A 24,858-nucleotide genomic window follows, 5' to 3' on the forward strand; every position below is an offset into this window, starting at 1 on the left:
CTGTTAAAATGTTACATTATAAGAGATACGTGCCATGCCTCATCAAATGATGGTTGCTGTTTTCGATACAGCCCGCCATGCACGTGCGGCCATGCTGCAATTGGTTAAGGCCGACATCCCCGCTCATTCCATCCACCATTTGCGACGTAATCCTGTCTTGCGATGCACGGCACGCCGGAGTGAGCTTTCCCGAACGCAGCGTCGTCGCACCGTCACGCGCGGTGCATTGATCACGATTGACTTGACACATATCCTCCCCGACACAGCCCGGGAAATTCTTGCGGCGCATCATCCTTTCGATGTCCGCATCATTCAGCAGGACGCCGCGATCGGCACACCGACCGATCAGCAATATGAGCCGAGCGACTTTAATGACGTCGTTGAAATGACGGAGTTCTACGCGAGCTGACGCGGGTTGGGCCTGTCATGACGCCGGAGCGGGCTCCACGGCCCGGAATGCCCTAACGACCAATGTCGCGCCGGTAAAATCCGTCATCCCATTTAATGGTGCTGACAGCTTCATAGCCACGGGTCAAAGCGGCATTGAGGTCATCCCCGAGTGCGGCGACAGCGAGGACGCGCCCACCATCCGCGACGAGGTGGCCATCTTTCATTGACGTGCCTGCATGAAAGACTTTGACGCCTTCCAGCGCATTCGCCGCCTCTATTCCCGCAATCACACCGCCTTTTTTCGGCGTGGCGGGGTAACCCTGCGCGGCGATGACAATCGATATGGCGATCTTATCACTGAAGCGAATGGGCAGGTCCCCGATCCCGCCTTTGGCCAACCCGGAAAGGATCGGCAATAAATCGCTTTCAAGACGGAGGAGAAGGGCCTCAGCCTCCGGGTCACCGAAGCGCACATTATATTCGATCAGCTTCGGCCCGGCATCTGTCAGCATCAGCCCCGCGAAAATCACGCCTTTAAAAGGTGTGCCGCGACGTTGCATCTCAGCCAGCATCGGGCGCACGGTGAGATCAAGTGCGGCCTCCTGGGCGGCGACGTCAAAATCCGGCGGAGGGGAGACAGCGCCCATCCCCCCTGTATTGGGACCGGTATCATTTTCACCCACGCGCTTATGGTCCCGGGCCGCGCCAATGAGGACAGCCTCCGTCCCGTCACAGAAAGCAAAAAGCGAGACTTCCTCACCGAACAGGCATTCCTCCACAACTATGCTACTGCCGGCGGACCCGAAACCGCCATGGGTCAGCATCGTGTCGACGGCTTTCTGTGCTTCCTCCACCGTTTGGGCGACGATCACGCCTTTCCCGGCGGCGAGACCGTCCGCTTTGATGACGATCGGCGCACCCCGCCGCTGGATAAAGTCATGCGCCGCCTCAGCCGTGTCAAATCGCTCCCACCGGGCTGTCGGAATGCCAGCAGCGTCGGCAATCTCTTTGGTGAAGGCTTTGCTACCCTCCAAAGCTGCGGCGGCCTGAGTTGGCCCGGCACAGGCAATGCCTGCCGCGTCACACGCATCGGTAAGCCCGGCCACAAGCGGCGCTTCCGGCCCCGGCACGACGAGGTCGATATTCTCCGCCTTCGCGAAATCCACCAATGCTGCGATATCGGTCACGTCAATATTGATGCAGGTGCCGAGTTCAGCCATGCCGGGATTGCCCGGCGCCATGAAAAGTGCCGAGAGCAGGGGAGATTTGCGCAGACACCAAGCCAGAGCATGTTCCCGGCCACCGGCGCCAACGAGGAGAACCCGCATAAAAATCCTTGCGAAACGAGGTTTGTTTTAAAGCCCTCCTAGCATAGAATGCGGCTCATGAGTGAGAGCGAAGCGCAAATTTCCGACAACGTGCCGCAATATTCGGTCTCCGAACTCTCAGGTGCGATCAAACAGGCGCTGGAATCCCGTTTCGGGCGCGTCAAGGTGCGTGGTGAGGTGACGGAACTTAAACGTTACCCGTCCGGGCATATTTACCTGTCCCTCAAGGATGAAGGCGGCAAAATCGCGGCCGTGATCTGGCGCGGCGTGGCCGGGCGGCTGGATTTGATGCCTGAGAACGGGATGGACGTCGTCGCGACCGGGCGCGTCTCCGCCTATGGCGAGCGCTCCAGCTATCAATTGATGATCGATCAATTGAGTTTTGCCGGGGAGGGCGCGCTTCTGGCGCGGATTGAGCAGATCCGCGTGAAATTATTGCAGGAGGGGTTGTTTGACCCTGACCGCAAAAAGCCATTGCCGTATTTTCCGGCGCGCATCGGAGTGATCACCTCATCGCAGGGTGCTGTGTTGCATGATATCTGCACCACGATTGAGCGCCGCTTTCCGCGTGATGTACTGATCTGGCCGGTTGCGGTGCAGGGGCAGGGCGCGGTGGAGCAAATTCTCGCCGCGCTTGCGGGGATTGTCGCCGCAAAACCGGATATCGTGATCCTCGCGCGGGGCGGTGGCTCGCTGGAGGATCTCATGGCGTTTAATGATGAGCGCGTGGTGCGGGCTGTCGCGGCTTTTCCGTTGCCCCTCATTTCAGCCATCGGGCATGAGACGGATACCACGCTGGTGGATTACGCTGCCGATCGCCGTGCCCCGACACCGACGGCCGCGGCGGAAATGGCTGTGCCGCAGCGCAGCGAGATGCTGGCGGACCTGGCCCATCGCGCCGCGCGCCTGCTCAGCGCCGGAAACCTCGTGCTACAACGTGCGGCGGCACGCCGTGACCGTGCGGCAAGCTACATGCCGGACCTCCCGGCCTTGCTTGAAACCTCCCGTTTAAGGCTGGATGACCGGACGCAGCGCCTCAGTTTCGCTTTACCCTCCTTCGTGCAGAAATTGCGTGCTCGACATGACAGGGTCCAGACGCTTCTAACGTCACCTCAGACATCCATCGCGGCACGGCGTCAGAACGTCTATGAGGCGCAGGGGCGCTTGCGGGACTGCCTTAATCTGTCGGTTTTCAAAGCGCGGCGCGGCTTTGACTCGCTCCCTGATCAGACACGCATCATGCGGGCGTCACTTGTCCTGAAGCGTTCCGTGTTTGATGGGGTGTCACGCCAGCTTGAAGCGATGTCGCCCCATGCTGTGCTGGCGCGCGGCTACGTATTGGTGCAGGATGGCGCAGGTCGGCCCGTGAGTTCCGCCCATGATCATCCGCAGGGGGGTGCCGTCACCCTGACTTTCGCGGATGGTGAGCGAAAGGGCCGCATTCAGCCCGATGCAGGTCGCGCAATGCCGCAAGGAGATCTCGGATTATGACATGCCCCTTAATGTTGCGCCGTGCACTTCTCGCCCTCTCGCTTCTTCCGGCTTTGGCCGCCTGTGGCGCGGCCCCGCAACAATCATCGCCCCGGACGCAGACATCAAAGCCGTTTTTCACCAATGACGTCTCGGCCCCCCGCGACACGCCGCTTTGCGGCATTGCCGCGCAGGAGGCAAATGCGATGGAAATTGCAAATTACACAACGCCATTCCGAACCGGCAATCGCTGCGTGCAAAATGCCTGCTTCTCGCCTTTAACGGGGTCGTTTATTGCCGCATCAGGCTATCGGAGTGTCTGCCGTTAATGGCGCGGTGACGGAGTTGGGACGGCTGAAACGGCCTTGCTCTCCTGGCTTCCGGCCGTAGAGGGCAAAGGCCTTATATCGGCCTGAAATCCGGGCGGCCGCTCAAACGTGTCTGATCGGATTTCCTTTTCAGCAACCGGTTTTAAAAAAATAGGATCAGACGCGCCGAAGGGGAAGGGGCGCGCGGCCCCTTCCTGATTATCGGCTCCACCAGCCTTTACGGCGTGGCGCTGGTTTTGCATCGGCATCATTTGCTGCCGGCGCTTCCGCCACAGCCTGCTCTTCCTTTTGGACGGTCGGCGCCGCGTCCGCTTTTCGGGTCGGTGCGCGGCGGCGTGTGCGTGGTTTGGCGGGGGCCTCGTCACTCTGCACGGCGACATCCGCCTCAGCCTCCGCGCTTTTTACGCGTCGCGTCGCACGGCGGCGCGGCGCCGGGCGCGGCGTTGCCTCCGCGGGGGCATCCGGCTCAACTGCGTGGTCCGATATCTCAGCATGGTGCGATGGCGCATCCTGTGGCGCGGCGATCGCGGGCGGTGCGGCGTCGATGACCTCCGTCACAGGTGAGGAAGTGTCACTCCGGCGACCGCGCCCACGACGTAAGCCGCGACGCGGCCCGCGGCGTCCTTCCGGCTTCTCGGAACTGACGGGGGCGGGCGGCGGCGTTATTTCCGCTTCCTGCACCGCCGAAGACACATCCATAATGACCGGCGACTCTTCAATCATGTCGAAAATATCGAAGGAGGCCCCGGCAAAAGGATCAGCCGGTGTCGGGCGGCTGCGCCAGAGATCACCGTGTTCGTCGCCGCGGCGCGCATGTGACGCCACTTGCTGCTTCTGGCGCGCAGCAACTTCCTGAGGTTCCGTGATCTCGATCTGACGCACGACGCGCGGGCCGCGTTGGGGCGCGGACTCTTCTGCCTCGTGCCGTTCCGCATGGTCCTCCGCGCCGACATCTGAAGCCGGTGACGCGTCGGAAAATTCCTCATTCCGGCGTCCACCGCGGCGGCGTCGGCGGCGGCGTCGACGACCTGTCTCCGCATTTTCTCCGTCACCGGCTCCCGATGAGGCTTCCGACGCTGAATTTGCGTCATCCTGGTGTGGAGCGACGTCCTCATGCAGGTCATCTTCCCGTTTTACCGGCCCACGCGGCGCGGGGGCCGCTTCGCGATGCTGTGTCGGGGCCTCCTGCGTGCGCACGCGCTCAATCCGCATATCCGCCGCGAATAACGTATCATCAGCGACGAATTTGACGCTCATGGCGTGACGCTGTTCAATTTCACTCAGCCATTGACGCTTCTGATTGAGGATATAAAGCGCAACATCCGAGGAAACATGAACTGAGATTTCGGAAGCGCGCTGACGGAGCCCTTCCTCATCAATCGTGCGGAGCACCTGCAGGGCCGCACTTTCTGTCCCGCGTATATAACCCGTGCCTTTACAATGAGAGCATGGGGTGAGGACGGCTTCCGCGATGGAGGCACGCAGACGCTGGCGCGACATTTCAAGCAGGCCGAAATGGGAGATCTGGCCAATCTGGATGCGCGCGCGGTCTGACTTGAGCGCTTCCTTCAGCCTTTTCTCGACCATGCCATTATGGCGCCGACTTTCCATGTCAATGAAGTCGATCACGACGAGTCCCGCAAGGTCACGCAGGCGCAATTGACGCGCCACTTCTTCCGCCGCCTCAAGATTCGTGCGGAGGGCCGTATCCTCGATATTGCGTTGCCCTGTGGAACGCCCTGAATTCACGTCGATGGAGACGAGCGCTTCCGTCTGGTTGATGACGATGTAGCCGCCGGATTTCAGCGTTGCGGTCGGGGAGAAAATTGCATCCAGATGCCCCTCGACGCGGTTACGGGCAAAAAGGCTCTGGCCGTTATTGCGCCATAACTTCACCAGATGCGCGTTATGCGGCATGAGATTGCGCATGAAGTCCCGCGCGCTTTTCCAGCCCGGTTCTCCATCGACGAGAATTTCGGTGATGTCCTTGCTGAAAAGGTCGCGAATGGCGCGCTTGATCAGATTGGCTTCCTCATAAACCAGGGAAGGCGCGATGGAGGAAAGCGTGCGGTCGCGGATATGATCCCATAATTGCAGAAGATATTCGCAATCGCGGGTAATCTCCGCTTCCGGGCGCTGTGCCCCGGCTGTGCGGACGATCATGGCCATGCTGCGCGGCAGATCCAGCTCCGCAATGATGTCGCGCAGGCGGCGCCGGTCATTCTCGGAAGTGATTTTACGTGAGACGCCACCGCCGCGCAGTGCGTTCGGCATCAGAACACAATAGCGGCCCGGCAGGGAGACATAGGTTGTGAGGGCGGCACCCTTATTGCCACGCTCTTCCTTGACCACCTGGACGAGAATGATCTGACGCCGGCGAATAACCTCCTGAATGCGGTAATTCCGCAGGAATCGCGCCATACGCCGGGCGGAATTGCTTTCCTCGCCTGTATCATTTTCGCCGCCGACGACTTCCGGCGGGGGTTGGTCCTCACCGTCATCCTCAGTGTCACTGACCTCATCGCTTTCCGGGATATTATCCTCAACCGGCGTCTCGGTGATTTCAGGTTGATCTTCGATGTCCGCATTCTGAAGCGCCAGAAGCTCTTCACGGTCTGCTACCGGGATCTGGAAGTAATCCGGATGAATTTCGCTGAAAGCGAGAAAACCATGGCGATTGCCGCCATAATCGACAAAGGCAGCCTGAAGGCTCGGCTCAATCCGAATGACCTTGGCGAGGTAGATATTGCCTTTTATCTGCTTCCGCGTTGACGTCTCAACGTCGTAATCCTCAAGGCGATCGCCGTCCATGACGACGACCCGCGTCTCTTCCGCGTGGGTCGTGTCGATCAGCATACGTTTTTGCATTAATGTATAAACTCCGATCAGCCGAAGCTGATATTATGGCAGGCCTGGCCAACACAGACGGGGCGCAGGCGATGGGTGATAAAAACCTCTCCGGAGCCATACGAGCAAGGACGTGCGCCTTGACCGTGACGGGGCGTCGCGACATGTCCAGCATCGTGACGCACGCGTGCGGCTGCATCCGGTGATGCAGTCCATCGGGTGAGGCACAGAGCGCGAGACGAGCCAAAATTTGCCAGCTCCAAAAGTTATAACCTTTTGCCGATCAGGCCGGGCGTCACAACCCATTGAAAACCGCGTGGAATGCGGGGGTCGGACACGCAACCGATCAGATCGGCCAATGGAAGTCAGATGGCAGGAAACCCGGGGGATCGGTTGATCCGACCGCGAGGTTCAAACGCCGTTCTGAAACCCTTCCTTCCCCACAATGACTTAAATCGCTGCCTTTCGCAAGCAAGCTCTCGCTTTCGAGTCATATTCTTGCTGATCCTGCCTCATTTACGACTTTTTTGGAAAGTTATTTACGTGATTTTTTCGGTTCCGATATCCTGCGCATTTGGGGCCGAGATGGCGACAAACCGCCCCCTGCCCTGTTTCCGGTCCTTAAATTCTTTTTGTCAGACCATAATCACGCTGGTGCGGAAGCGAGATATCGTCTAACGTCCCCCGCATGGTGCTTTCAGGCAAAATTTTTGGCTTATCATCCGTGGCGACCCTGCCATTGGTGCCGCATGCCTGCGCGCTTCTCTCGCTACGACTTATCTGCCCCTGAGCATGGTGGCCGTCTCACGGCCTTGATGCGCAGGGGGTATTTGTCGTTTTCAGCCTGAATTCAAGCGAGAGAAAATTATGACCATCCAGCACCCTTCCTTTGGCGATATCTCTGAAAATCGTGTCATCATTTTTGACACGACCCTCCGCGATGGGGAGCAATCGCCCGGTTTTTCCATGAACCTCGATGAAAAGCTGCGCATGGCGCGGGCTCTGGAAAATCTGGGCGTCGATGTGATTGAGGCCGGTTTCCCTGTTGCGTCACCGGGTGATTTTGAGGCGGTCAACGCCATCGCCAAAGCGGCGGAGGACGTTGTTGTATGTGCCCTTGCACGCAGTGGCGGCCCGCGCGACATCGCGGCGGCGGGTGAGGCGATCGCCCCCGCGCGGCGTAAACGCATTCATAATTTCATCTCCACCTCGCCGCTTCATATGAAATATAAATTGCGCATGACGCCCGAGACGGTGCTGGAGCTGATCGCTTCAGGCAATCGCGCGTCAAGGCAATTGTCGGATGATGTGCAATGGTCAGCGGAGGATGGCGCGCGGACGGAAATTGATTTCCTCTGTCGCTGCGTCGAGGTCGCGATCAGAAACGGCGCAACAACAATCAATATTCCGGATACGGTCGGGTTTTCAACGCCTGAGGAAATCGCCGCGATTTTCGAGACGTTGCGGCAACGCGTGCCAGGGGCGGAGAAAGTTATTTTCTCGACCCATAATCACAATGATCTCGGGCTCGGGGTCGCGAATTCCCTCGCCGCACTCACGGCAGGGGCCCGGCAGATTGAATGCACCATCAACGGGATCGGTGAGCGCGCCGGCAATGCGGCATTGGAGGAACTGGTCATGGCGATTCGAACGCGTCATGACAAATTGCCCTTCACACATGCGGTACACACACCCTCATTGCTCGGCGTGTCACGACTGCTCACCGGCATTACCGGTTTTGATGTGCAGCCCAATAAAGCCATTGTCGGGCGCAACGCCTTTGCACATGAGAGTGGCATCCACCAGGATGGCATCCTCAAAAATGCCGCGACTTATGAGATCATGACGCCGGAAAGTGTGGGCTGGACGAAATCCGCCCTCGTTTTGGGGAAACATTCCGGGCGCGCGGCTTTCCGGGATAAAGTCGCCTCGCTCGGTTACACATTGTCGGATGCGGAAATCGAACATGCTTTTGCACGGTTCAAGACGCTGGCGGACCAGAAAAAATCCGTATTCGATGATGACATCATCGCGCTGGTTGGTGAGGAGAATCACCTTGACGCGGCCATTCAGTTTGACGCCATCAAAGTGCAGTCCGGCTCTGAACGGGATGCATGGGTTGAGCTGACATTGACCGTGTCGGGCGCGCCCAAAACAGCTTCTGTCACGGGCAACGGGCCTGTCGACGCGGCCTTCAAGGCGATTGCGATGATCTGTGAGAATGACGCGCGCCTTGCGCTTTTCAGCGTTGCCGCCGTCACGGGTGAAACGGATGCTCAGGCGAAAACGACGGTGCGGCTGGAGAAGAATGGCAGAACGGTCGATGGGCAGGGGGCGGATGTGGATACGATTGTCGCCGCCGTGAAGGCTTATGTGCACGCGCTGAACAAGCTGATGACGAAGGCGTCGCGCCGCGCGCCGACGGAGCTTTCCGCGTAAAGGAAGTCACTGTGATTTGGTTAAGAAACCGCAATGCGACCGCTGTCAAGGCGTCGCAATGCGGCCTTGCGCTGTGCAGGCAGCTAAATTTCGACTTTCAAACCGATTTTTTTATTTTCTGCCCTTGCTCATGGTGTGGTCGCTCGCTAAGCGGGAAGACGTGACAATTGCCTCGCTGCAAATCTGAGTCGCGATGAGCCGCTTCACGTCTTCAACGTGCGGCATTTGTGCATCCCCTTTCCTGGCCAGGAGGCTTGAATGTTTTCACGTCTGCTGGGTCTCATGTCGGCAGACATGGCTATTGACCTCGGCACCGCCAATACTCTCGTTTATGTCAAGGGAAGGGGCATCGTCCTTGATGAGCCCTCCGTTGTTGCCATCACGGAGGTGCGTGGCAAGAAGCAGGTTCTCGCTGTCGGTGAGGAGGCAAAGCATATGCTGGGCCGCACACCCGGCAATATCACGGCGATCCGTCCGTTACGGGATGGCGTGATCGCGGATTTCGACGTTGCGGAGGAGATGATCAAACATTTCATTCGCAAAGTGCATAATCGACGCGCTTTTGCCAGCCCGCAGATCGTCGTCTGTGTCCCATCAGGTTCAACAGCCGTTGAGCGCCGCGCCATTCAGGAAAGCGCGGAAAGTGCCGGTGCACGCCGCGTTTTGCTGATTGAGGAGCCGATGGCGGCGGCCATCGGGGCCGGACTGCCGATAACGGAACCCTCGGGCAGCATGGTCGTCGATATTGGTGGTGGCACGACGGAAGTCGCCGTTATCTCACTGGGGGGGATCGTTTATGCGCGCTCCGTCCGCGTGGGTGGCGATAAAATGGATGATGCCATCATCTCCTATATCCGCAAATCCTTTAACCTGCTGATCGGGGAAAGCTCGGCCGAACGACTCAAGATCGATCTCGGCTCCGCCAGTATGCCCGAGAATGCGACGGATGGCGGGCCGGTGCGGGCTGTGAAGGGGCGGGACCTCATTAATGGTGTCCCGCGGGAAATCGTGGTGTCACAGGCCCAGATCGCGGAAAGCCTCGCCGAGCCGGTGATGCAGATCATCGACGCTGTCGCCACCGCGCTCGAAAACACCCCGCCGGAACTGGCGGCCGACATTGTCGATAAAGGCATTATGCTGACGGGTGGCGGGGCAATGCTGAACCGTCTGGACGATGTTTTGCGCAGCGCAACGGGCCTTCCTGTCAGTGTCGCGGAAAACCCTTTGACCTGTGTTGCGATAGGTACAGGGCGGGCACTTGAAGAAATTCGTCGTTTGAGAAGCGTGCTCGTCTCGATGTACTGACCCGAGGGAGAAGCTTCCCGATCATGCTTTCCATCACGCTGCGTCAATCGTTACAGAAGCTTCTCCTGCCTGTTTACCTGTTTTTCGCGATGGCCCTGATGATTATCGGCATCTCCGCCCCATCATCAGTCGAGGGCCTGCGCGTGCGCATCTTTGATTTTCTGACGCCCGCTTACAGTCTGGCCGCACAGCCGGGACGCTGGGTCGGGCGGTTCTGGAGTTATGCGAGTGATGTCACGCACCTCCTCGCTGAAAATGCGGAGCTCCGCACGGAGAATGCGCGGTTGCGTCAATGGTATGATGTCGCTGTTGCGCTTGAGGATGAAAACCGACGTCTCAAAGCCAATCTGAAATGGCTGCCCGAGCGCACGATCAGTTTCGTTACGGGGCGGGCCATCCGCGATGCGTCCGGCCTGTATAATCGCTCCGTCCTCATTGCCCTGCCGGAAGCCCATGAGGTGCATGTTGGTGACCTCGTTCTGGGTGGCACCGGCGTGATTGGTCGAATTTCTGAAATCGGGCCGTCAACGGCGCGTGTGCTGCTGATCAATGACCCGGTCAGCCGTATTCCCGTTTTTCTGTCTTCTTCCGAAGGGAGTGCGATCATGACGGGTGACGGATCTGCCACGCCGCGCCTGATGTATTTTGCGCATGATGACCACCCGGTTGAAGGCGAGCGCGTCGTGACCGGTGACCAGGCCGGTCAGGAAAATGCCGTCACGGCTTCCGGCGTGCCAAATGGCGTTTTTATCGGCACCGTGCATTACAACGCGTCTCACACGCCGGTCGTTATTCCGGGGGGGCATCTCAACCACCCGGATGTTCTTCGCGTGCTTGATTTCAAGGAGATTGACGCGCATGGCCCCGTGGCACCGGGGCGAGTCAGGAAAATCAATAAGGCCAGAGACCGGTTCGGCCTCCCTGAAAGTATTTTCCCCAATGTCTGGAAGGGGCAGGGATGAAGAGGTCATCTGCGTGAGGGAAAGACGCTCTTCAGCACCGACGACGATCTATCAGAGACGTCTGGACAGTGTCATACGCGCGGTGCTGCCCTCACTCTTCATTATCGTCGTGACGTTTTTACTCACCGGTGTCATCAGTCCGGTGGGCAAAGAGGGTTTTGTCTTCGCCGTGGCGGTGGATACTGTCTTTTACTGGACGATTTTCCGACCGGCCTCGATGGATGCGACCGCGGTGTTCCTCATCGGGCTCGTGCTTGAAACCATCAATTTCTCACCACCGGGGACGCTGCTCTTCTCCCTTCTCGTCGTGCATGGAGTCGCGCAAATGTGGCGCTATGGGTTGAGCCACATTAATTTCATTCTGGCGTGGCTTCTCCTGACCTTGCTGGCCCTTGCCATGGGTGGTGTTGAGTGGCTCGTCTCCTGCATCAACATGGCCCGCGGATTGCCAGTGACACCTGCGATTTTCCAGGCTGCGTTGACTTCTGGCATCTATCCTATATTGGCGACGTTATTCGGCTGGTTGCGGCGAATAGGGGCAGATGCAGAAGATATTTGAAATAATATCTCATTCATCCGCCTATTATTTGCGTTATAGGGGTCAGGGGAACTAAATCCCGTAACAAACGGGACTGAGTGGCGTCCGGAGGCGTTTGGTTTGGTCGGATTGAATTGGAAGCGCTTGAAGACACGCCGCTCCGCCTTGCGCGCGATGGAGACGGCGCGTCCTTCGCGCGGCGTTTTCACCCGACGGGCCATGCTCCTGGCGGGCGGGCAACTGGGTATTTTCGGCTTTCTCGGTCATCGGCTTTATGATCTGCAACTCGTGGAGGGCGCGCATATGAGCGCGCTGGCCGCGCGCAACCGTACCAGCAAACGCCTGCTGGCCCCCGCGCGCGGCGCGATCACCGACCGTTTCGGTGTGCCATTGGCTGGAAACAGCCAGAACTGGCGCGCGCTGCTGATGCCGGAGGAAACAACGGACATCCACGCGACTGTCGACCATTTTGCCCAGATTATCCCGTTAGAAGATTTTGAACGCACCCGCATTTCGCGGGATATCAAAAATCTGCGACGTTACGTGCCGATATTGTTGAAGGAGTTTCTCTCCTGGGACGATATGGCGCGGATTGAGGCGCAGGCCTTCTCTTTGCCCGGCGTGCTTGTGGATGTCGGGTCGACACGTACCTATCCTTTCGGGCCGCAACTGGCGCATATTGTGGGTTACGTAGCGCCACCGACGGAAAAAGACGTCGCTAGAACACCCTTATTGGCCCTGCCCGGAATGCGCGCCGGGCGTGAAGGCATAGAGCAGACACAGGATGACCTGCTGCGCGGCGCGCCCGGGATGGTTGAGATGGAAGTCAACGCCTATGGCCGCGTCCTGGGAGAGCTTGAGCGCGTGGAGGGCGCGCAGGGTGATCGCGTTGAGCTGACGATTGATGCTGGTTTGCAGCAAATGGTGCTGGGGCGCATCGCTGATGAATATGCGAGCGCCGTCGTGATGGATTGCCGCGATGGCGCCATCCTGGCGATGACGAGCACGCCTTCCTTCGACCCGGCTCTTTTCGATTCCGGCGTCAGTCACGCGCAGTGGAAAGCCTGGATGAGCGACCCGAATGCGCCATTGACGAACAAGGCCGTTGCCGGTGTCTATCCGCCGGGCTCAACCTTCAAGCCCGCCGTCGCTTTGGCCGCCCTCAAATCGGGACTGGTGACGCAAGAAGACCGCTTTGACTGCCCCGGCTATTACGACCTCGGCGGCACGCGCTTCCATTGCTGGCGCAAACATGGCCATGGCAGCGTCAATATGCGTCAGGCGCTCAAATATTCCTGCGACGTATATTTTTACAAAATCGCGCAAAAAATCGGGATGGACCAGATTAAGGACATGGCGTCGCCCCTCGGGCTCGGCGTGACCCTGCCTGTGGAACTGCCCCATGTGCGCGCCGGTAATGTGCCGACACCAGCCTGGCGACGGAAAAAGGGCCATCATTGGAATCGTGGCGATACGGTTGTGGCGGGGATCGGTCAGGGTTTCGTGCAGACGACGCCGCTTGAGCTGGCAACCTACGCCGCGCGCATCGCATCGGGTCGTGAGGTGTCACCCCATTTGATCCGACGCACCGTGACGCGCGAGGGCGTCAAAATAAACCTGCCGACAGCCCCCGGGCTGGAACTCCAACCTGAATGGCTGGATGTTGTGCGCGGCGGTATGTTTGATGTGATTAACGCGCCGGATGGCACGGCAACGCGGGCACGTCTGAACCTGCCCGGCATACAGATGGCGGGTAAAACAGGCTCCGCACAGGTGAGGCGCGTTTCACGCGCACAGCGTGAGAGTGGGCATTTCAATTCCATGAAGCTCCCGTGGGAGCAGCGCCCCCATGCGCTCTTTATTTGTTACGCCCCTTTTGACAAGCCGCGTTACGCGGTCGCCGTCGTTGTCGAGCATGGCAATGGTGGCGCTGCAACGGCGGCACCGCTTGCAAGGTTGATTATGACGGATGTGCTTCAACGTGATCCCTCCGGCCGGGAACACGCCCCTGGCGTGACGGTCGCGGAGGCGGATTAGTGGATCAGCAAAAACGGCTTTGGCGCGCACAGCCAGGTTTTCAGCTTCTGACAAAGTTTTTCCAGATCAACTGGTTTTATGTCGTCCTGATCTGCGGATTGGCCGGTGTCGGCTATATGGCTTTGTTTTCAGCCGGGGGCGGGAGTGCGAAGTCCTTCGCGCACCCCCAGATTGTCCGTTTCGCCTTCGGGCTGGTCATGATGGTGTTCGTGGCCTTCGTCAGTCCGCGCTTTCTGCGACGCCTGGCGATCCCGATTTATCTGTTATCCATCGTGCTGCTGGTGCTTGTCCTGCATATGGGACATGTCGGCAAAGGGGCTGAACGATGGATTATGATTGCGGGCATCCAATTTCAGCCCTCCGAATTCGCAAAAGTCGCCCTCGTCCTCATGCTTGCAAGCTGGTTCCATCGCGTAAGCCATGAGAAGATGGGGAACCCGCTTTACCTCATCCCCCCGGCCATCATGACGCTTCTGCCGGTCGCGTTGATCCTGAAGGAGCCTAATCTCGGCACAGCGGTGATCACCGCGCTGATCGCGGCGGCGATGTTTTTTGTGGCGGGGATGCGTTTATGGCAGATTATCATTCTCGCTGTGCCTTTACCGTTTCTGGGCGGCTTTGTTTACAACCACCTGCATGATTACCAGAAGGCGCGGATCGACACATTCATCCACCCGGAAAATGACCCGCTCGGCGCGGGGTACAACATCATCCAGTCCAAAATCGCCCTTGGCTCAGGCGGAATGTGGGGCGAGGGCTATTTACGCGGGTCGCAGGGACAGCTCAATTTCCTGCCAGAGAAACAGACGGACTTTATCTTTACGATGATCGGGGAGGAGTGGGGCTATGTCGGCGCCATCGCCGTGATGGCGCTGCTGGCGTGCCTCAGTATCGGTGGTGTGCTGATGTCGATACGCTGTCGCAATCAGTTCAGCCGGTTGCTCGCCCTCGGAATCGCCATCGATTTCTTTATGTATTGCGCGGTCAATCTCTCCATGGTGATGGGCGTCATCCCGGTGGGCGGGGTGCCTTTGCCGCTCATCTCCTATGGTGGGTCCGCGATGCTGACAATGATGTTCGGGTTCGGGCTGCTCCTGTCCAGTTGGGTGCACCGCGATGAGCGCGAGAGGGTGGATTAGGGGGCGGTTTCCAAACAGGTTCTGGTTTCAGCGCCGCCCCTTCATGGCAGCCTATCCCTGAATTTGCGAGAAGTCCGCGATCTGGCTCAACACTTCATTGACGCGATTAAGAAGGCGCAGCCGGTTGATGCGGCGGGCAGGATCGGGGTCGTTGACTTTCACGGCCTCGAAGAACTGGTCGAGCGGCGCACGGAGGGTCGCAGCGACTTCCATTGCAGGTATAAATTCTTCCCGCTTCATTAACTGAGCGATCTCCGGATTTGCCGTCTCTAGCGCCTTGAAGAGCGCCTGCTCAGAAAGATCAACGAAAAATCCCTCATCCGGCTCACCCGTGTGCGGGCCATCTTTCTGATTTTCAATGTGCAGAATGTTTGCCGCGCGCTTGCTCGCCGCAACAAGACGTGGGCCATCACCGTTTGCAGATATGATACGAAGCGCTTCGACGCGCTTCTTCAGATCTCGTATGTCATTATCTTTCGCTTTCGACATAACGGCTGCGATGATATCCTGAGCAACGTTGTCATTTCTCAATTGCACGCGAACGCGGTCAGCCATGAACTTTGAAAGTTTCTGAGAGACTGCCGAATGATCGGCGTTCACTGGTTGCAAAGCAAGCGCTCGTGCGAAAACATCCTCCAAAACCAGCGTCAATTCTGCTTCATCTATGATGCGGATAATACCGAGCGCGGCACGCCGCAGTGCGAAAGGATCCCCGGAACCTGTCGGCATCTCGCCAATCGCAAAAAAGCCGACCAAAATATCGAATCGATCCGCCAATGTGAGGGCGATGGCGGCGTTGGATGGTATATCCTCCTCCCCATTAGCGCAAGAGAGATACTGGGACCGGATCGCCGCTGCCACGTCAGAGGGCTCTCCGTCATGCTCGGCGTAATACCCGCCCATTATGCCCTGCAACTCCGGGAATTCACCCACCATGCCGGTCGTCAAATCGGCCTTAGCGAGGAGCGCAGCGCGTTCAGCATTACGCTTCTCCGCATCCGTGAGACCTAACTCTTGGGCGATAAAACCCGATAGCTTAACCAAGCGCTTGACGCGGTCGCCAACCGACCCAAGTTTTTTGTGGAATGTGACGTTATCCAGCGCGCCGAGGCGGGATTCCAGCGTTACCTTGCGGTCAAGTTCCCAAAAGTGCCAGGCATCGGCGAAACGTGCGCGCAGGACACGTTCATTCCCGGCAGTCGTCGCGGCCCCGCCATCGGGAAATTCCTGATTGGCGAGAAACAGGAAGTAAGGCGCAATGCTTCCGCCATCATAGCGCGTGGCGAAATAGCGCTGATGCGTACGCATCGATACCTGCCGCACCTCGTTAGGCAGCTCCATAAAGCGGGCGTCGATCTTGCCCAACATCGGCACGGGCCATTCTGAGAGGCCCACGACCTCATTGAGCAGGCCCTCATCTTCAACGATCCGAAGGTTTTGCGACGCCAAGGCGACGTCAATGTCCTTCCGGATAGCTTCCCGTCGTGCATCCGCTTCGAGTATGACCTTCCGTTCCCGCAACCCCTCCCGGTAACCCTCATACGAGGACACCGCAAACAGCTTCGGCGCGAGGAAACGATGTCCCTGCGATAAATTGCCGGATGTCAGTTCGTGGCCGTCATCATCCCCGCGCGCCAGCGTGAAGGGCACGATGTCGCCATCCAGAACCGCGATAATACGACGCAGCGGGCGCACCCATGTGAAGGCGCTGCCATTTCCCCAGCGCATGGATTTCGGCCAGGTGAAATTCCAGAGTATTTCCGGCACGATGTCCTGCAGGAAAGAGGCTGCGCTGCGTTCCGCGATCTCGCGATTCAGCACCCAGAAGCCTTTTTCCTCCTGCAGATCGGATTTTTTTGCGTCATGCTTGCGCAGGAAGCCCATCAAGGCCTGTTCCGGCGCGGTGACACGCGGGCCACGTTCCGACTGCGTTGAAGCGGGGACGGTGGCGTCAATGGTGACAGCAAGACCGATGCGCCGCGGCCCCCAGAATGGCTTCAAATCGAATGGCTTTAAAGCTGACAGGTGTTGCTCCAAAGCCTGCGCGAGCGCTTCCGCGGCAGGCTGCTGCATGGCGGCAGGGATTTCCTCACTTTCCAGCGCGAGAAGAAACTCAGCCATGATGCACCTCTTTCTCACCCGCGAGCCAGGCTTCACAACTCGCCTTGGCGAGCATGCGCACCCTGCCGATATAAGAGGCACGTTCAGAAACCGAGATCACGCCACGCGCGTCGAGCAGGTTGAAAATGTGACTGGCTTTCAGGCAGTAATCATAAGCCGGTTGCGCCAGCCCGTCTGTCGCCAGGCGTGTCGCTTCCTGCTCCGCATCAACGAAGTGTCGAAAGAGCATTTCTGTATTGGCGCATTCAAAATTAAACTTGGAATAATCCTGTTCCGCCCGGCGGAAAATATCGCCGTACTTCAGGCCTGCGTCATTATAAGCGAGGTCATAGACATTCTCCACGCCCTGCACATACATGGCGAGGCGTTCCAGCCCGTACGTCAGTTCGGTTGAAGGAAGCTCCGTCGCGATGCCGCCAACCTGCTGGAAATAAGTGAACTGCGTCACCTCCATCCCATCGCACCAGACTTCCCACCCCAGTCCCCAGGCGCCGATCGTCGGGTTTTCCCAATCATCCTCCACGAAGCGTATATCATGGAGATGCGGGTCAATGCCGATGGCCCGATAAGACTCGAGTAGAAGGTCCTGACTATTTTCAGGTGTGGGTTTGAGAAGCACCTGATATTGGTAATAATGCTGCAGGCGGTTCGGATTTTCTCCGTAGCGCCCGTCAGAGGGACGCCGGCAGGGCTGGACGTAGGCGGCTTTCCAGGGGCGTGGCCCGAGGGCGCGCAACGTCGTATGCGGGGAGAGCGTGCCCGCGCCGAGTTCAGTATCATATGGTTGCAATATGGCGCAGCCCTGCTCTGACCAGAAGGCATGCAGGCGCAAAATCATATTCTGAAAGGAGAGGGGCTTCCCCCGATCCGATGGCTGAAACGTCACGCTCGACAGCTCCGAAGTCAAATAAAGCCTCCCTCTTAACGCTTCAAAGCGGGGAAGAAAACACATCATCGCATGATACTTGCCAGAATGAGAAATTGCTCCCACATTCAAATCATCAAGTTTTGACGCGGAGAGCGCCCCCATGAACCAGCAGGAACGTGACCTTATTGCGCAATTTGTCGCGCGTGTCGGTGGTGAGCAGAATAATGCCCAGCCAGGCACGGCCCTTGCCCCCATCGACCCGGAAGCGGATCAGTGGATCAAGGAAAATTTCTCCAAACATCCTGAGGCCGCTTACCGCGTGACGCAGATGGCGGTGGTTCAGGAGGCGGCTTTGGCAGAGGCGCATAATCGCATCCGCCAATTGCAGTTTCAGTTGCAGCAGGCGCAGCAACAGCCCCAGCGCGGTGCGTCAGGCGGGTTTTTCAGCAATCTTTTCGGCGGTAATCGCGCCCAGCAAAATGCGTCGTCTCCGCCTCCCGGCTGGGGTGCGCCACAGGGCGCGCCCGGCCCCTATCCGCAGCAGCCCGCGCCAAACCCTGGTTTCGGGCCGCAAGGCGGTTATCCGCCAAATTATAGTACGGGTATGTTTCCGGCTCGCGGGACCGGGTTTCTTGGCTCGGCTCTAACGACGGCGACAGGCGTTGCAGGCGGCATGCTGGCGGCAAACGCCTTGTCCAGCCTGTTCTCAAGCCATCATTTCGGCGTTGACCCCACTGCGGGCGGCCTCGCTGGCGGGGCGGCAACCGGTAATTTCGGTGAGATGGGGCAGGATCCCTTTGCCGGGTCCGGGATCGATGCCGGAAATGATTATGATGTGAATCAGTGGGGCCATGGCGATAATAACCCGAGTTGGGGCGGTGATGATGCGGGCTGGGGTGGCGATGATGGTGGCGGGTTTGACGATTCGTTCTGACGTGATTGGCTGATTCAAGTCGGCCCCGGGCGCGCCTTGAATGCGGCACGCCTTCCATCCCGTTCGACGCGGTCCCGATAGGTTTTTCAACACGCCCGGATACGCGCCTATCCCTGCCATCTAAAGCCCAGCCCCAACCGGCGGGCCATGTTTCGTTATGACTTGCTCAACCCTTTTGCGGGACTTGCGTTCTCTCTTCCTCGGAGTTTCCGATAGAAAAGGCGCTCTTATGAGTGAAGTCAGGAAAAGCTGGGTTAAAGTCGCCGCGTTTGACACGTTGGAGGAGAACATCCCCAAGGCCGTCAAACTGGATGACACACCGCTTATCCTGCTCCGTATTTCAGACGGCGTGCGCGCGTTCGCGGGGAAGTGCCCGCATAAGGGCGCGCCGATGGAGAAAGGGGTTGTCTGCGCCCTCCATAACTCCACCCATGCGCTCGTCTGCCCCTGGCATAAAGCTGTTTTCTCGGCTGAAAATGGTCGCAGGATTGCTCCCCCGGCCCTGGACCCGCTGGAGAGATATGAGGCGATGGTGCGGGGCGGTGATGTCTATGTTTCCGTCAAGTCAAAAGCCCTGCCGCAACCCACGCCCATGCGGCAGCATGAGCATGTCGCCATTGCCGGTGCGGGTGCCGCCGCGCTGGCTGCCTGCGTGACATTGCGGGAATCCGGATTTGAAGGGCGCATCACCATGATCAGCCCGGAGGCGCGCAAACCTTATGACCGCACCGCGCTCAGTAAATCCACCCTCGCCGCCGCGCCTGAAGATATCGAAATCCCTCCCTTGCGGGACGAGAATTGGTACGTGGAACACCGTGTTGACCTCGTGCATGATCAGGTCGTGCGTTTTGAATATGAGACCCGCACCCTTCAACTGAAAAAAGGGGATGCGATCACGGCGGAGCATGTTCTGCTCGCGACCGGATCGGCAGCGAAGCAACTTGATATCCCCGGTATCGGATTTGAGGGCGTCTATACTTTGCGCAGTGCTGCCGATGCCATGGCCATCGCGGGGCAGTTGGGGGACAAAGTGGCCGCCGTCATTATCGGCTCAGGCTTTATCGGTATGGAAGCTGCTGCCGCCCTCCGAAAAAAAGGTGTCGGCGTCACGGTGGTCTCCCGCTCGGAATTTCCGTTTGAGAAACAATTCGGCCCGGACATCGCCTCCAGCCTGCGCCGCCTGCATGAAGATCACGGCACGGCTTTTATCCCCAAACGCAATGTCGTGAAAATCAGGGGTAAAGGGCGTGTCGACTGGGTTGAACTGGATGACGGAACGCGCCTGACAGCCTCCATTGTGCTCGTGGGCGCCGGGGCAGAGCCTGAATTACATTATATAGACGGCCTTCCCCGCAATGCGCGCAATGGTGGCCTGGATGTGGACCATCATATGTCGCTGGGAAATGATGTCTTCGCCGCAGGGGATATTGCAAGTGTACCCTTTGGTGAGAAACGTTATCGCATTGAGCATTGGCGCACCGCACAAAGCCAGGGGCAGATTGCCGCCCGCGCCATGCTGGGCCTGCCTGTCGAGGAATTGACCACGCCTTATTTCTGGACACAGCAATATGATCAGAAATTGGAGTGGGTCGGCTGGCCGGGTGAGGCATATGATCATATTGAGATCGATGGTGACGTTGATAACTTCAAGTTTCTCGCCCGACTTGAGAAAAAGGGAAAACTGGTCGGGGTGATCGGCTCAAAACATCCAAAAGAGATGGGGCGCATCGCCGTCCGCTTTGACGAAGCTTGACATAAGCCGGATTCGGCGGCTTTTTGCGCAGTCAAACGGTGCCCTTAAATCCCTGCCATCGACTTATCAGGTTTTCCTGACCTGATTCGAGGCTTCAGCGATGCCGAGGGCGCGCGTTGACAGCGTATGCCAGAACAGGAAAGCCGTCATGCATCTTTATCGATCCCATTATTGCAACGCCCTCCGTGCGGGTGATGCGGGCACGACTGTGCGGCTTTCGGGCTGGGTGCATAGCAAGCGGGATCACGGCGGCCTGCTTTTTATCGATCTGCGGGATGAACGCGGCGTGACGCAAATCGTCATCCCCGCCGGGACATCCTTGCTGGACGTTGCTGAGCGCCTCCGTGTGGAGAGCGTCGTGACGGTGACGGGTGAGGTTGTCCTGCGAGAGGGGGGGCAACGCAACGCCAACATCCCGACCGGCGATATTGAAATCCGCGCGCAGGATCTGGTGGTGCAGTCCGCTGCGATGGTGCTGCCTTTCCAGGTGAATGGCAGCGAGTCCTACCCGGAAGATCTGCGCCTGAAACATCGTTATCTTGATCTGCGGCGTGAGCAGATGCATCGCAATATTATTCTGCGTTCCAAAATCATTGCGAGCTTACGGCAGCGTATGCAGGCGCATGATTTCATTGAGTTGCAGACGCCGATCCTGACAGCGTCCTCGCCGGAAGGGGCGCGGGACTTCCTTGTGCCAGCACGGCTTCATCCGGGCAAATTTTACGCTTTGCCCCAAGCGCCCCAGCAATTCAAGCAATTGGCGATGATCGCCGGGTTTGATCGTTATTTCCAGATCGCGCCCTGCTTCCGTGATGAGGCCTCCCGCGCGGATCGAAGCCCGGGCGAGTTTTATCAGCTCGATTTTGAAATGGCTTTCGCAACGCAGGAAGATGTCTTTGCGGTGATGGAAGACGTGCTGGGCGGCGTCTTTGCCGAATTCGGCAAGGGCCGCTCGGTGGATCAGGCGCCTTTCCGCCGCATCACTTATCAGGATGCGCTTGATCAATATGGCTCCGACAAGCCGGATCTGCGCAATCCGCTCATTATTCATGACGTGACGGGTGCTTTTGATGGCTCTTCTTTCGGGCTGTTTGCGCAGATTGTCGCGAAAAACGGTCTTGTGCGTGCCATTCCGGCCCCTGGCGCGGGGACAAAGCCGCGTGGTTTCTTTGACAAGCTCAATAACTGGGCGCGTGAGAGTGGGGCTGGTGGGCTGGGTTACATTATTTTTGAGGAAGATGGTGGCAAAGGGCCGATCGCCAAAAATCTCGATGCGCAACGCGTCGCCGCCATCCGTGAGGCCTGTGGCCTGGCCGCGGGGGATGCTGTCTTCTTCGCGGCTGGCCCACGTGAGGATGTGACGAAATTTGCCGGGCTCGTCCGAACGCGGGTTGCGGAAGAGCTTGATCTGATCGAGAAAAACGCCTTCCGCTTCTGCTGGATTGTTGATTTCCCGATGTATGAGCGTGACCCGGAAACGGGGCGGATCGACTTCTCGCATAATCCTTTCTCCATGCCGCAAGGGGGGCTGGAAACGTTACAGACGCAGGACCCGCTGGAGATCAAAGCCTATCAATATGACATCGTCTGTAACGGGATTGAGCTTTCCTCCGGCGCGATCCGTAACCATCTGCCGGATGTCATGATCCGCGCCTTTGAAATCGCAGGATATGATGAGAAAGTCGTGGAGGCGCATTTTGGCGGCATGTTGAATGCCTTCCGCTTCGGCGCGCCGCCGCATGGCGGTTCCGCACCTGGTGTGGATCGCATGGTGATGTTGCTGGCAGATGAACCAAATATCCGTGAGGTCATCCTCTTCCCGCTCAATCAGCAGGGTGAGGATTTGATGATGGGGGCACCCGCCCAGATCACGCCTGAGCGTCTCAAGGAATTATCCCTGGCGCCCCTGCCATCAAAACCCAAAATCATTTCCTGAAGGTGGCCGGCGCGGTTCAACGCGCCGGAAGGAAACTGAACGTGACCGGCGCGTGATCTGACGCCCGGTCTTTCTCACGCTCGGCACGATCAACCGTCGCCGCCTGGAGCCTGTCCGCCATAAAAGGGGAGAGCAGGGCGTGATCAATCCGTAATCCGCGATTTCGTGGCAGGGCACCGGCCTGATAATCCCAGTAAGTATAGCAGGGGTGATGCGGGTGCAGGACGCGCATGGCATCTGTCAGTCCAAGATGGAGGAGGCGTCGCCACGCCGCGCGGCTTTCCGGTCGGATGAGGGCATCATGCGGGTCCAGCGCGCCCGGGGCAAAATCAAAATCGGTCGGGCAGATATTATAATCACCGAGGAAAATGAATGCCTGCCCGGCAATAAGTTTTTGATGTGCGCGCTGCGTCAGGGCCGTAAAGAAGTCCAATTTTTTCTGAAATCCGGCGGGGCCTCCGGAATTGCCATTTGGTAGATAGAGATTGCCGATGCAGATATCGCCGATGACGACTTCCAGATAGCGGGCTTCTTCATAATCGAAACCGTCGAGACCCAGTGAGGTCGCCTCCGGCTTCTGGCGCGTCAGGATGGCGACACCATTATAAGCTTTCTGCCCCATGACGGTGCAATGATAGTCGCCTTCCTTCAATATGGCAGGGAATTGCTCATCCTGACATTTCAGCTCTTGCAGGCAAAGCGCGTCCGGCTGATGCGCCGCCAGCCATTCCGTGACGGCTGTGCCCCTCTGACGCACGGAATTGACGTTCCAGCTCGTGATTTTCAAATTCTGCCCCTCTTATTTTTTTTCATTCCCCGGTCAATGGGGGTCTTTAATCGAGGGAGAAGCTGGAGCCACACCCGCAGGAGGAGGCTGCATTGGGATTGCTCACCGCGAAATGCGCGCCCATCAATTTATCCACCCATTCAAGCCGTGCCCCGGCGAGAAGGCTCATACTCGTCTCATCGACGATGACTGAAACGCCGCCCTGCTCAATCACAATGTCATCCTCATGGCGCGTGTCATCAAGTTTAAACCGATATTGAAACCCATTACACCCACCGGCATCCACCGCAACGCGCAGGGACGTGCCGGAGGGTGCGCTCTGTTCCGTGAGGATTTCCCCGATGCGACGAGCCGCATCTTCCGAGACGGAAAAAGCGGGGCTTTCAGGGGCGGGGTTTTGCGGGGCTGAATTTATCGTCATAATGGGTCAATATAATCGGTAAACCGCTAATCTCAAGGATCACCTGGAGAGCTGCCATGACGCTGCCTGATATTGCCTGCTATGCCGTCCGCCCTGAGACGGCGCGCGGGCGCCTGCATCCGGAAGCGGACTCGCCATCCAGAACGCCCTGGCAGCGTGATCGGGACCGTGTGCTGCATTCAGATGGGTTTCGGCGGCTGCAATATAAGACGCAGGTCTTCATCAACCATGAAGGCGATTTTTTCCGCACCCGACTGACACATTCTCTCGAGGTCGCCCAGATCGCCCGCGCCATTGCGCGCCAGCTCCGCGTGAATGAAGATCTCACTGAGGCGCTGGCCCTGGCGCATGATATGGGGCACACGCCTTTCGGACATGCGGGTGAGGATGCGCTGCGGAAATGCCTGGAGGATGAAGGCGGGTTTGACCACAATACCCAGTCCATGCGTCTGGTCACGAAGCTGGAGCACCGATATCATGGTTTTGACGGGTTGAATCTGACCTGGGAAACGCTTGAGGGGCTGGCCAAACATAATGGCCCGGTCCGAAAACCCACCCGCTATCTGGCCGATTATGACCGCCTCCATCAGCTTAATCTCGAAAGTTACGCGTCCGCCGAGGCGCAGATTGCCGCCATGAGCGATGATATTGCCTATCATGGGCATGATCTGGATGACGGACTGAAATCCGGGCTGATCTGCTTCGAGGATCTTGAAAATCTGCCGGTGATCGGCGGGGCGTTGCAGGCTGCGCGGGCGGTCGTCCCGCAGGATGCGACAAGCCGGAAAAGCCGTATCCGGCATGAAATGGTCCGCCAGATTATCGGCGTGCTTGTGACAGATCTGACGCGGCAATCCCGTCAAAATCTTGAGGCGCTCAACCCGCAGACCGCCGATGACGTCCGCGCGGCCGACCGGCCGGTCATTGGTTTCAGCGCGGACATCCGCGCCGCCAATCATCAGATTCGGCGCTTTCTGATGGACAGGCTTTACCGACATTGGAAGGTGAAGCGCATGACGCGCAAGGCCCGCATGGTGACGACCGACCTCTTTAATGTGCTGGCGGAGGATGACGCCCTCCTGCCGGATGCGTGGCGACGCTCTGCCGACATGGCCGCATCCGTGCGTGACCGCAGGCGCGTCGTGGCGGATTATATCGCAGGCATGACCGATCGTTTCGCCATGCAGGAGCATCGACGTCTGACGGAACTATCGGTATTAGGTTGAAGCGTTCATTTTACAGTTAAGAGAAGTC

The 24,858-nt window shown here is 58.4% G+C and carries 19 protein-coding genes; 13 read left to right on the plus strand and 6 right to left on the minus strand.

The window, feature by feature from the left end:
• Positions 1-34 precede the first annotated feature (34 nt).
• Positions 35-409, plus strand: a complete 375-nt coding sequence (locus N5W20_RS01205) for a hypothetical protein (RefSeq protein WP_319807121.1) — start codon at positions 35-37, stop codon at positions 407-409.
• Positions 410-461: 52 nt separating this feature from the next.
• On the opposite strand, the gene purD is transcribed toward N5W20_RS01205, so the two are convergent.
• Positions 462-1,718 (minus strand): phosphoribosylamine--glycine ligase, encoded by a 1,257-nt coding sequence (gene purD, locus N5W20_RS01210; protein WP_319807122.1) that lies wholly within the window; start codon positions 1,716-1,718, stop codon positions 462-464.
• Between the two features lie 57 nt (positions 1,719-1,775).
• Between purD and xseA the strand changes: the two genes are divergently transcribed.
• Entirely contained in the window at positions 1,776-3,209 is a 1,434-nt protein-coding gene (xseA, locus tag N5W20_RS01215) for an exodeoxyribonuclease VII large subunit (RefSeq protein WP_319807123.1), read from the plus strand.
• The gene (locus tag N5W20_RS01220) at positions 3,206-3,517 is read left to right on the plus strand and encodes a hypothetical protein (RefSeq protein ID WP_319807124.1); all 312 of its coding nucleotides are present in this window, start codon (positions 3,206-3,208) and stop codon (positions 3,515-3,517) included. Before xseA ends, N5W20_RS01220 begins: the two co-directional genes overlap by 4 nt.
• A 198-nt stretch (positions 3,518-3,715) precedes the next feature.
• Here N5W20_RS01220 and N5W20_RS01225 read toward each other — a convergent pair whose 3' ends face one another.
• Entirely contained in the window at positions 3,716-6,385 is a 2,670-nt protein-coding gene (locus N5W20_RS01225) for an Rne/Rng family ribonuclease (protein ID WP_319807125.1), read from the minus strand.
• 846 nt (positions 6,386-7,231) lie between these two features.
• Between N5W20_RS01225 and N5W20_RS01230 the strand changes: the two genes are divergently transcribed.
• The 6 genes from N5W20_RS01230 to rodA all read left to right on the plus strand — a co-directional run bounded on the left by N5W20_RS01230 (position 7,232) and on the right by rodA (position 14,784).
• Positions 7,232-8,803 carry a 2-isopropylmalate synthase gene (locus N5W20_RS01230; RefSeq protein ID WP_319807126.1) on the plus strand — a complete coding sequence of 524 codons (1,572 nt, stop codon included), beginning with the start codon at positions 7,232-7,234 and terminating at the stop codon, positions 8,801-8,803.
• A 258-nt stretch (positions 8,804-9,061) separates the two neighbouring features.
• A complete protein-coding gene (locus N5W20_RS01235) occupies positions 9,062-10,108 on the plus strand; it encodes a rod shape-determining protein (RefSeq protein WP_319807127.1) in 1,047 nt (348 codons plus the stop codon).
• 23 nt (positions 10,109-10,131) lie between these two features.
• Positions 10,132-11,070, plus strand: a complete 939-nt coding sequence (gene mreC, locus N5W20_RS01240) for a rod shape-determining protein MreC (protein WP_319807128.1) — start codon at positions 10,132-10,134, stop codon at positions 11,068-11,070.
• A gap of 13 nt (positions 11,071-11,083) precedes the next feature.
• Positions 11,084-11,629 (plus strand): hypothetical protein, encoded by a 546-nt coding sequence (locus N5W20_RS01245; protein WP_319807129.1) that lies wholly within the window; start codon positions 11,084-11,086, stop codon positions 11,627-11,629.
• A gap of 153 nt (positions 11,630-11,782) precedes the next feature.
• The gene (gene mrdA, locus N5W20_RS01250) at positions 11,783-13,645 is read left to right on the plus strand and encodes a penicillin-binding protein 2 (protein WP_319807796.1); all 1,863 of its coding nucleotides are present in this window, start codon (positions 11,783-11,785) and stop codon (positions 13,643-13,645) included.
• The gene (gene rodA, locus N5W20_RS01255) at positions 13,645-14,784 is read left to right on the plus strand and encodes a rod shape-determining protein RodA (protein ID WP_319807130.1); all 1,140 of its coding nucleotides are present in this window, start codon (positions 13,645-13,647) and stop codon (positions 14,782-14,784) included. Before mrdA ends, rodA begins: the two co-directional genes overlap by 1 nt.
• Positions 14,785-14,835: 51 nt before the next feature.
• Here rodA and glyS read toward each other — a convergent pair whose 3' ends face one another.
• Positions 14,836-16,905, minus strand: a complete 2,070-nt coding sequence (gene glyS / locus N5W20_RS01260) for a glycine--tRNA ligase subunit beta (RefSeq protein ID WP_319807131.1) — start codon at positions 16,903-16,905, stop codon at positions 14,836-14,838.
• Positions 16,898-17,743 carry a glycine--tRNA ligase subunit alpha gene (locus N5W20_RS01265; RefSeq protein ID WP_319807797.1) on the minus strand — a complete coding sequence of 282 codons (846 nt, stop codon included), beginning with the start codon at positions 17,741-17,743 and terminating at the stop codon, positions 16,898-16,900. The genes glyS and N5W20_RS01265 overlap by 8 nt, the downstream gene beginning before the upstream one ends.
• A gap of 190 nt (positions 17,744-17,933) precedes the next feature.
• Here N5W20_RS01265 and N5W20_RS01270 point away from each other — a divergent pair, with 190 nt between their 5' ends.
• From N5W20_RS01270 to aspS, 3 genes are all read left to right on the plus strand, one after another.
• Positions 17,934-18,707: a DUF2076 domain-containing protein gene (locus N5W20_RS01270; protein ID WP_319807132.1), complete on the plus strand. Its 774-nt coding sequence runs from the start codon at positions 17,934-17,936 to the stop codon at positions 18,705-18,707.
• Positions 18,708-18,936: 229 nt separating this feature from the next.
• Complete coding sequence (locus tag N5W20_RS01275; RefSeq protein ID WP_319807133.1) at positions 18,937-20,460, plus strand: FAD-dependent oxidoreductase; 1,524 nt, start codon at positions 18,937-18,939, stop codon at positions 20,458-20,460.
• A 148-nt stretch (positions 20,461-20,608) separates the two neighbouring features.
• The gene (gene aspS / locus N5W20_RS01280; RefSeq protein WP_319807134.1) at positions 20,609-22,396 is read left to right on the plus strand and encodes an aspartate--tRNA ligase; all 1,788 of its coding nucleotides are present in this window, start codon (positions 20,609-20,611) and stop codon (positions 22,394-22,396) included.
• A 16-nt stretch (positions 22,397-22,412) separates the two neighbouring features.
• Here aspS and N5W20_RS01285 read toward each other — a convergent pair whose 3' ends face one another.
• Positions 22,413-23,183, minus strand: a complete 771-nt coding sequence (locus N5W20_RS01285) for an exodeoxyribonuclease III (RefSeq protein WP_319807135.1) — start codon at positions 23,181-23,183, stop codon at positions 22,413-22,415.
• A gap of 46 nt (positions 23,184-23,229) precedes the next feature.
• Positions 23,230-23,604 carry a HesB/IscA family protein gene (locus N5W20_RS01290; RefSeq protein WP_319807136.1) on the minus strand — a complete coding sequence of 125 codons (375 nt, stop codon included), beginning with the start codon at positions 23,602-23,604 and terminating at the stop codon, positions 23,230-23,232.
• Between the two features lie 56 nt (positions 23,605-23,660).
• On the opposite strand from N5W20_RS01290, the gene N5W20_RS01295 reads away from it, so the two are divergent.
• The gene (locus N5W20_RS01295; RefSeq protein WP_319807137.1) at positions 23,661-24,830 is read left to right on the plus strand and encodes a deoxyguanosinetriphosphate triphosphohydrolase; all 1,170 of its coding nucleotides are present in this window, start codon (positions 23,661-23,663) and stop codon (positions 24,828-24,830) included.
• The last annotated feature ends 28 nt before the right edge of the window (positions 24,831-24,858 follow it).

Source organism: Candidatus Kirkpatrickella diaphorinae, from assembly GCF_025736875.1.
Classification (GTDB): Bacteria; Pseudomonadota; Alphaproteobacteria; order Acetobacterales; family Acetobacteraceae; genus Sorlinia; species Sorlinia diaphorinae.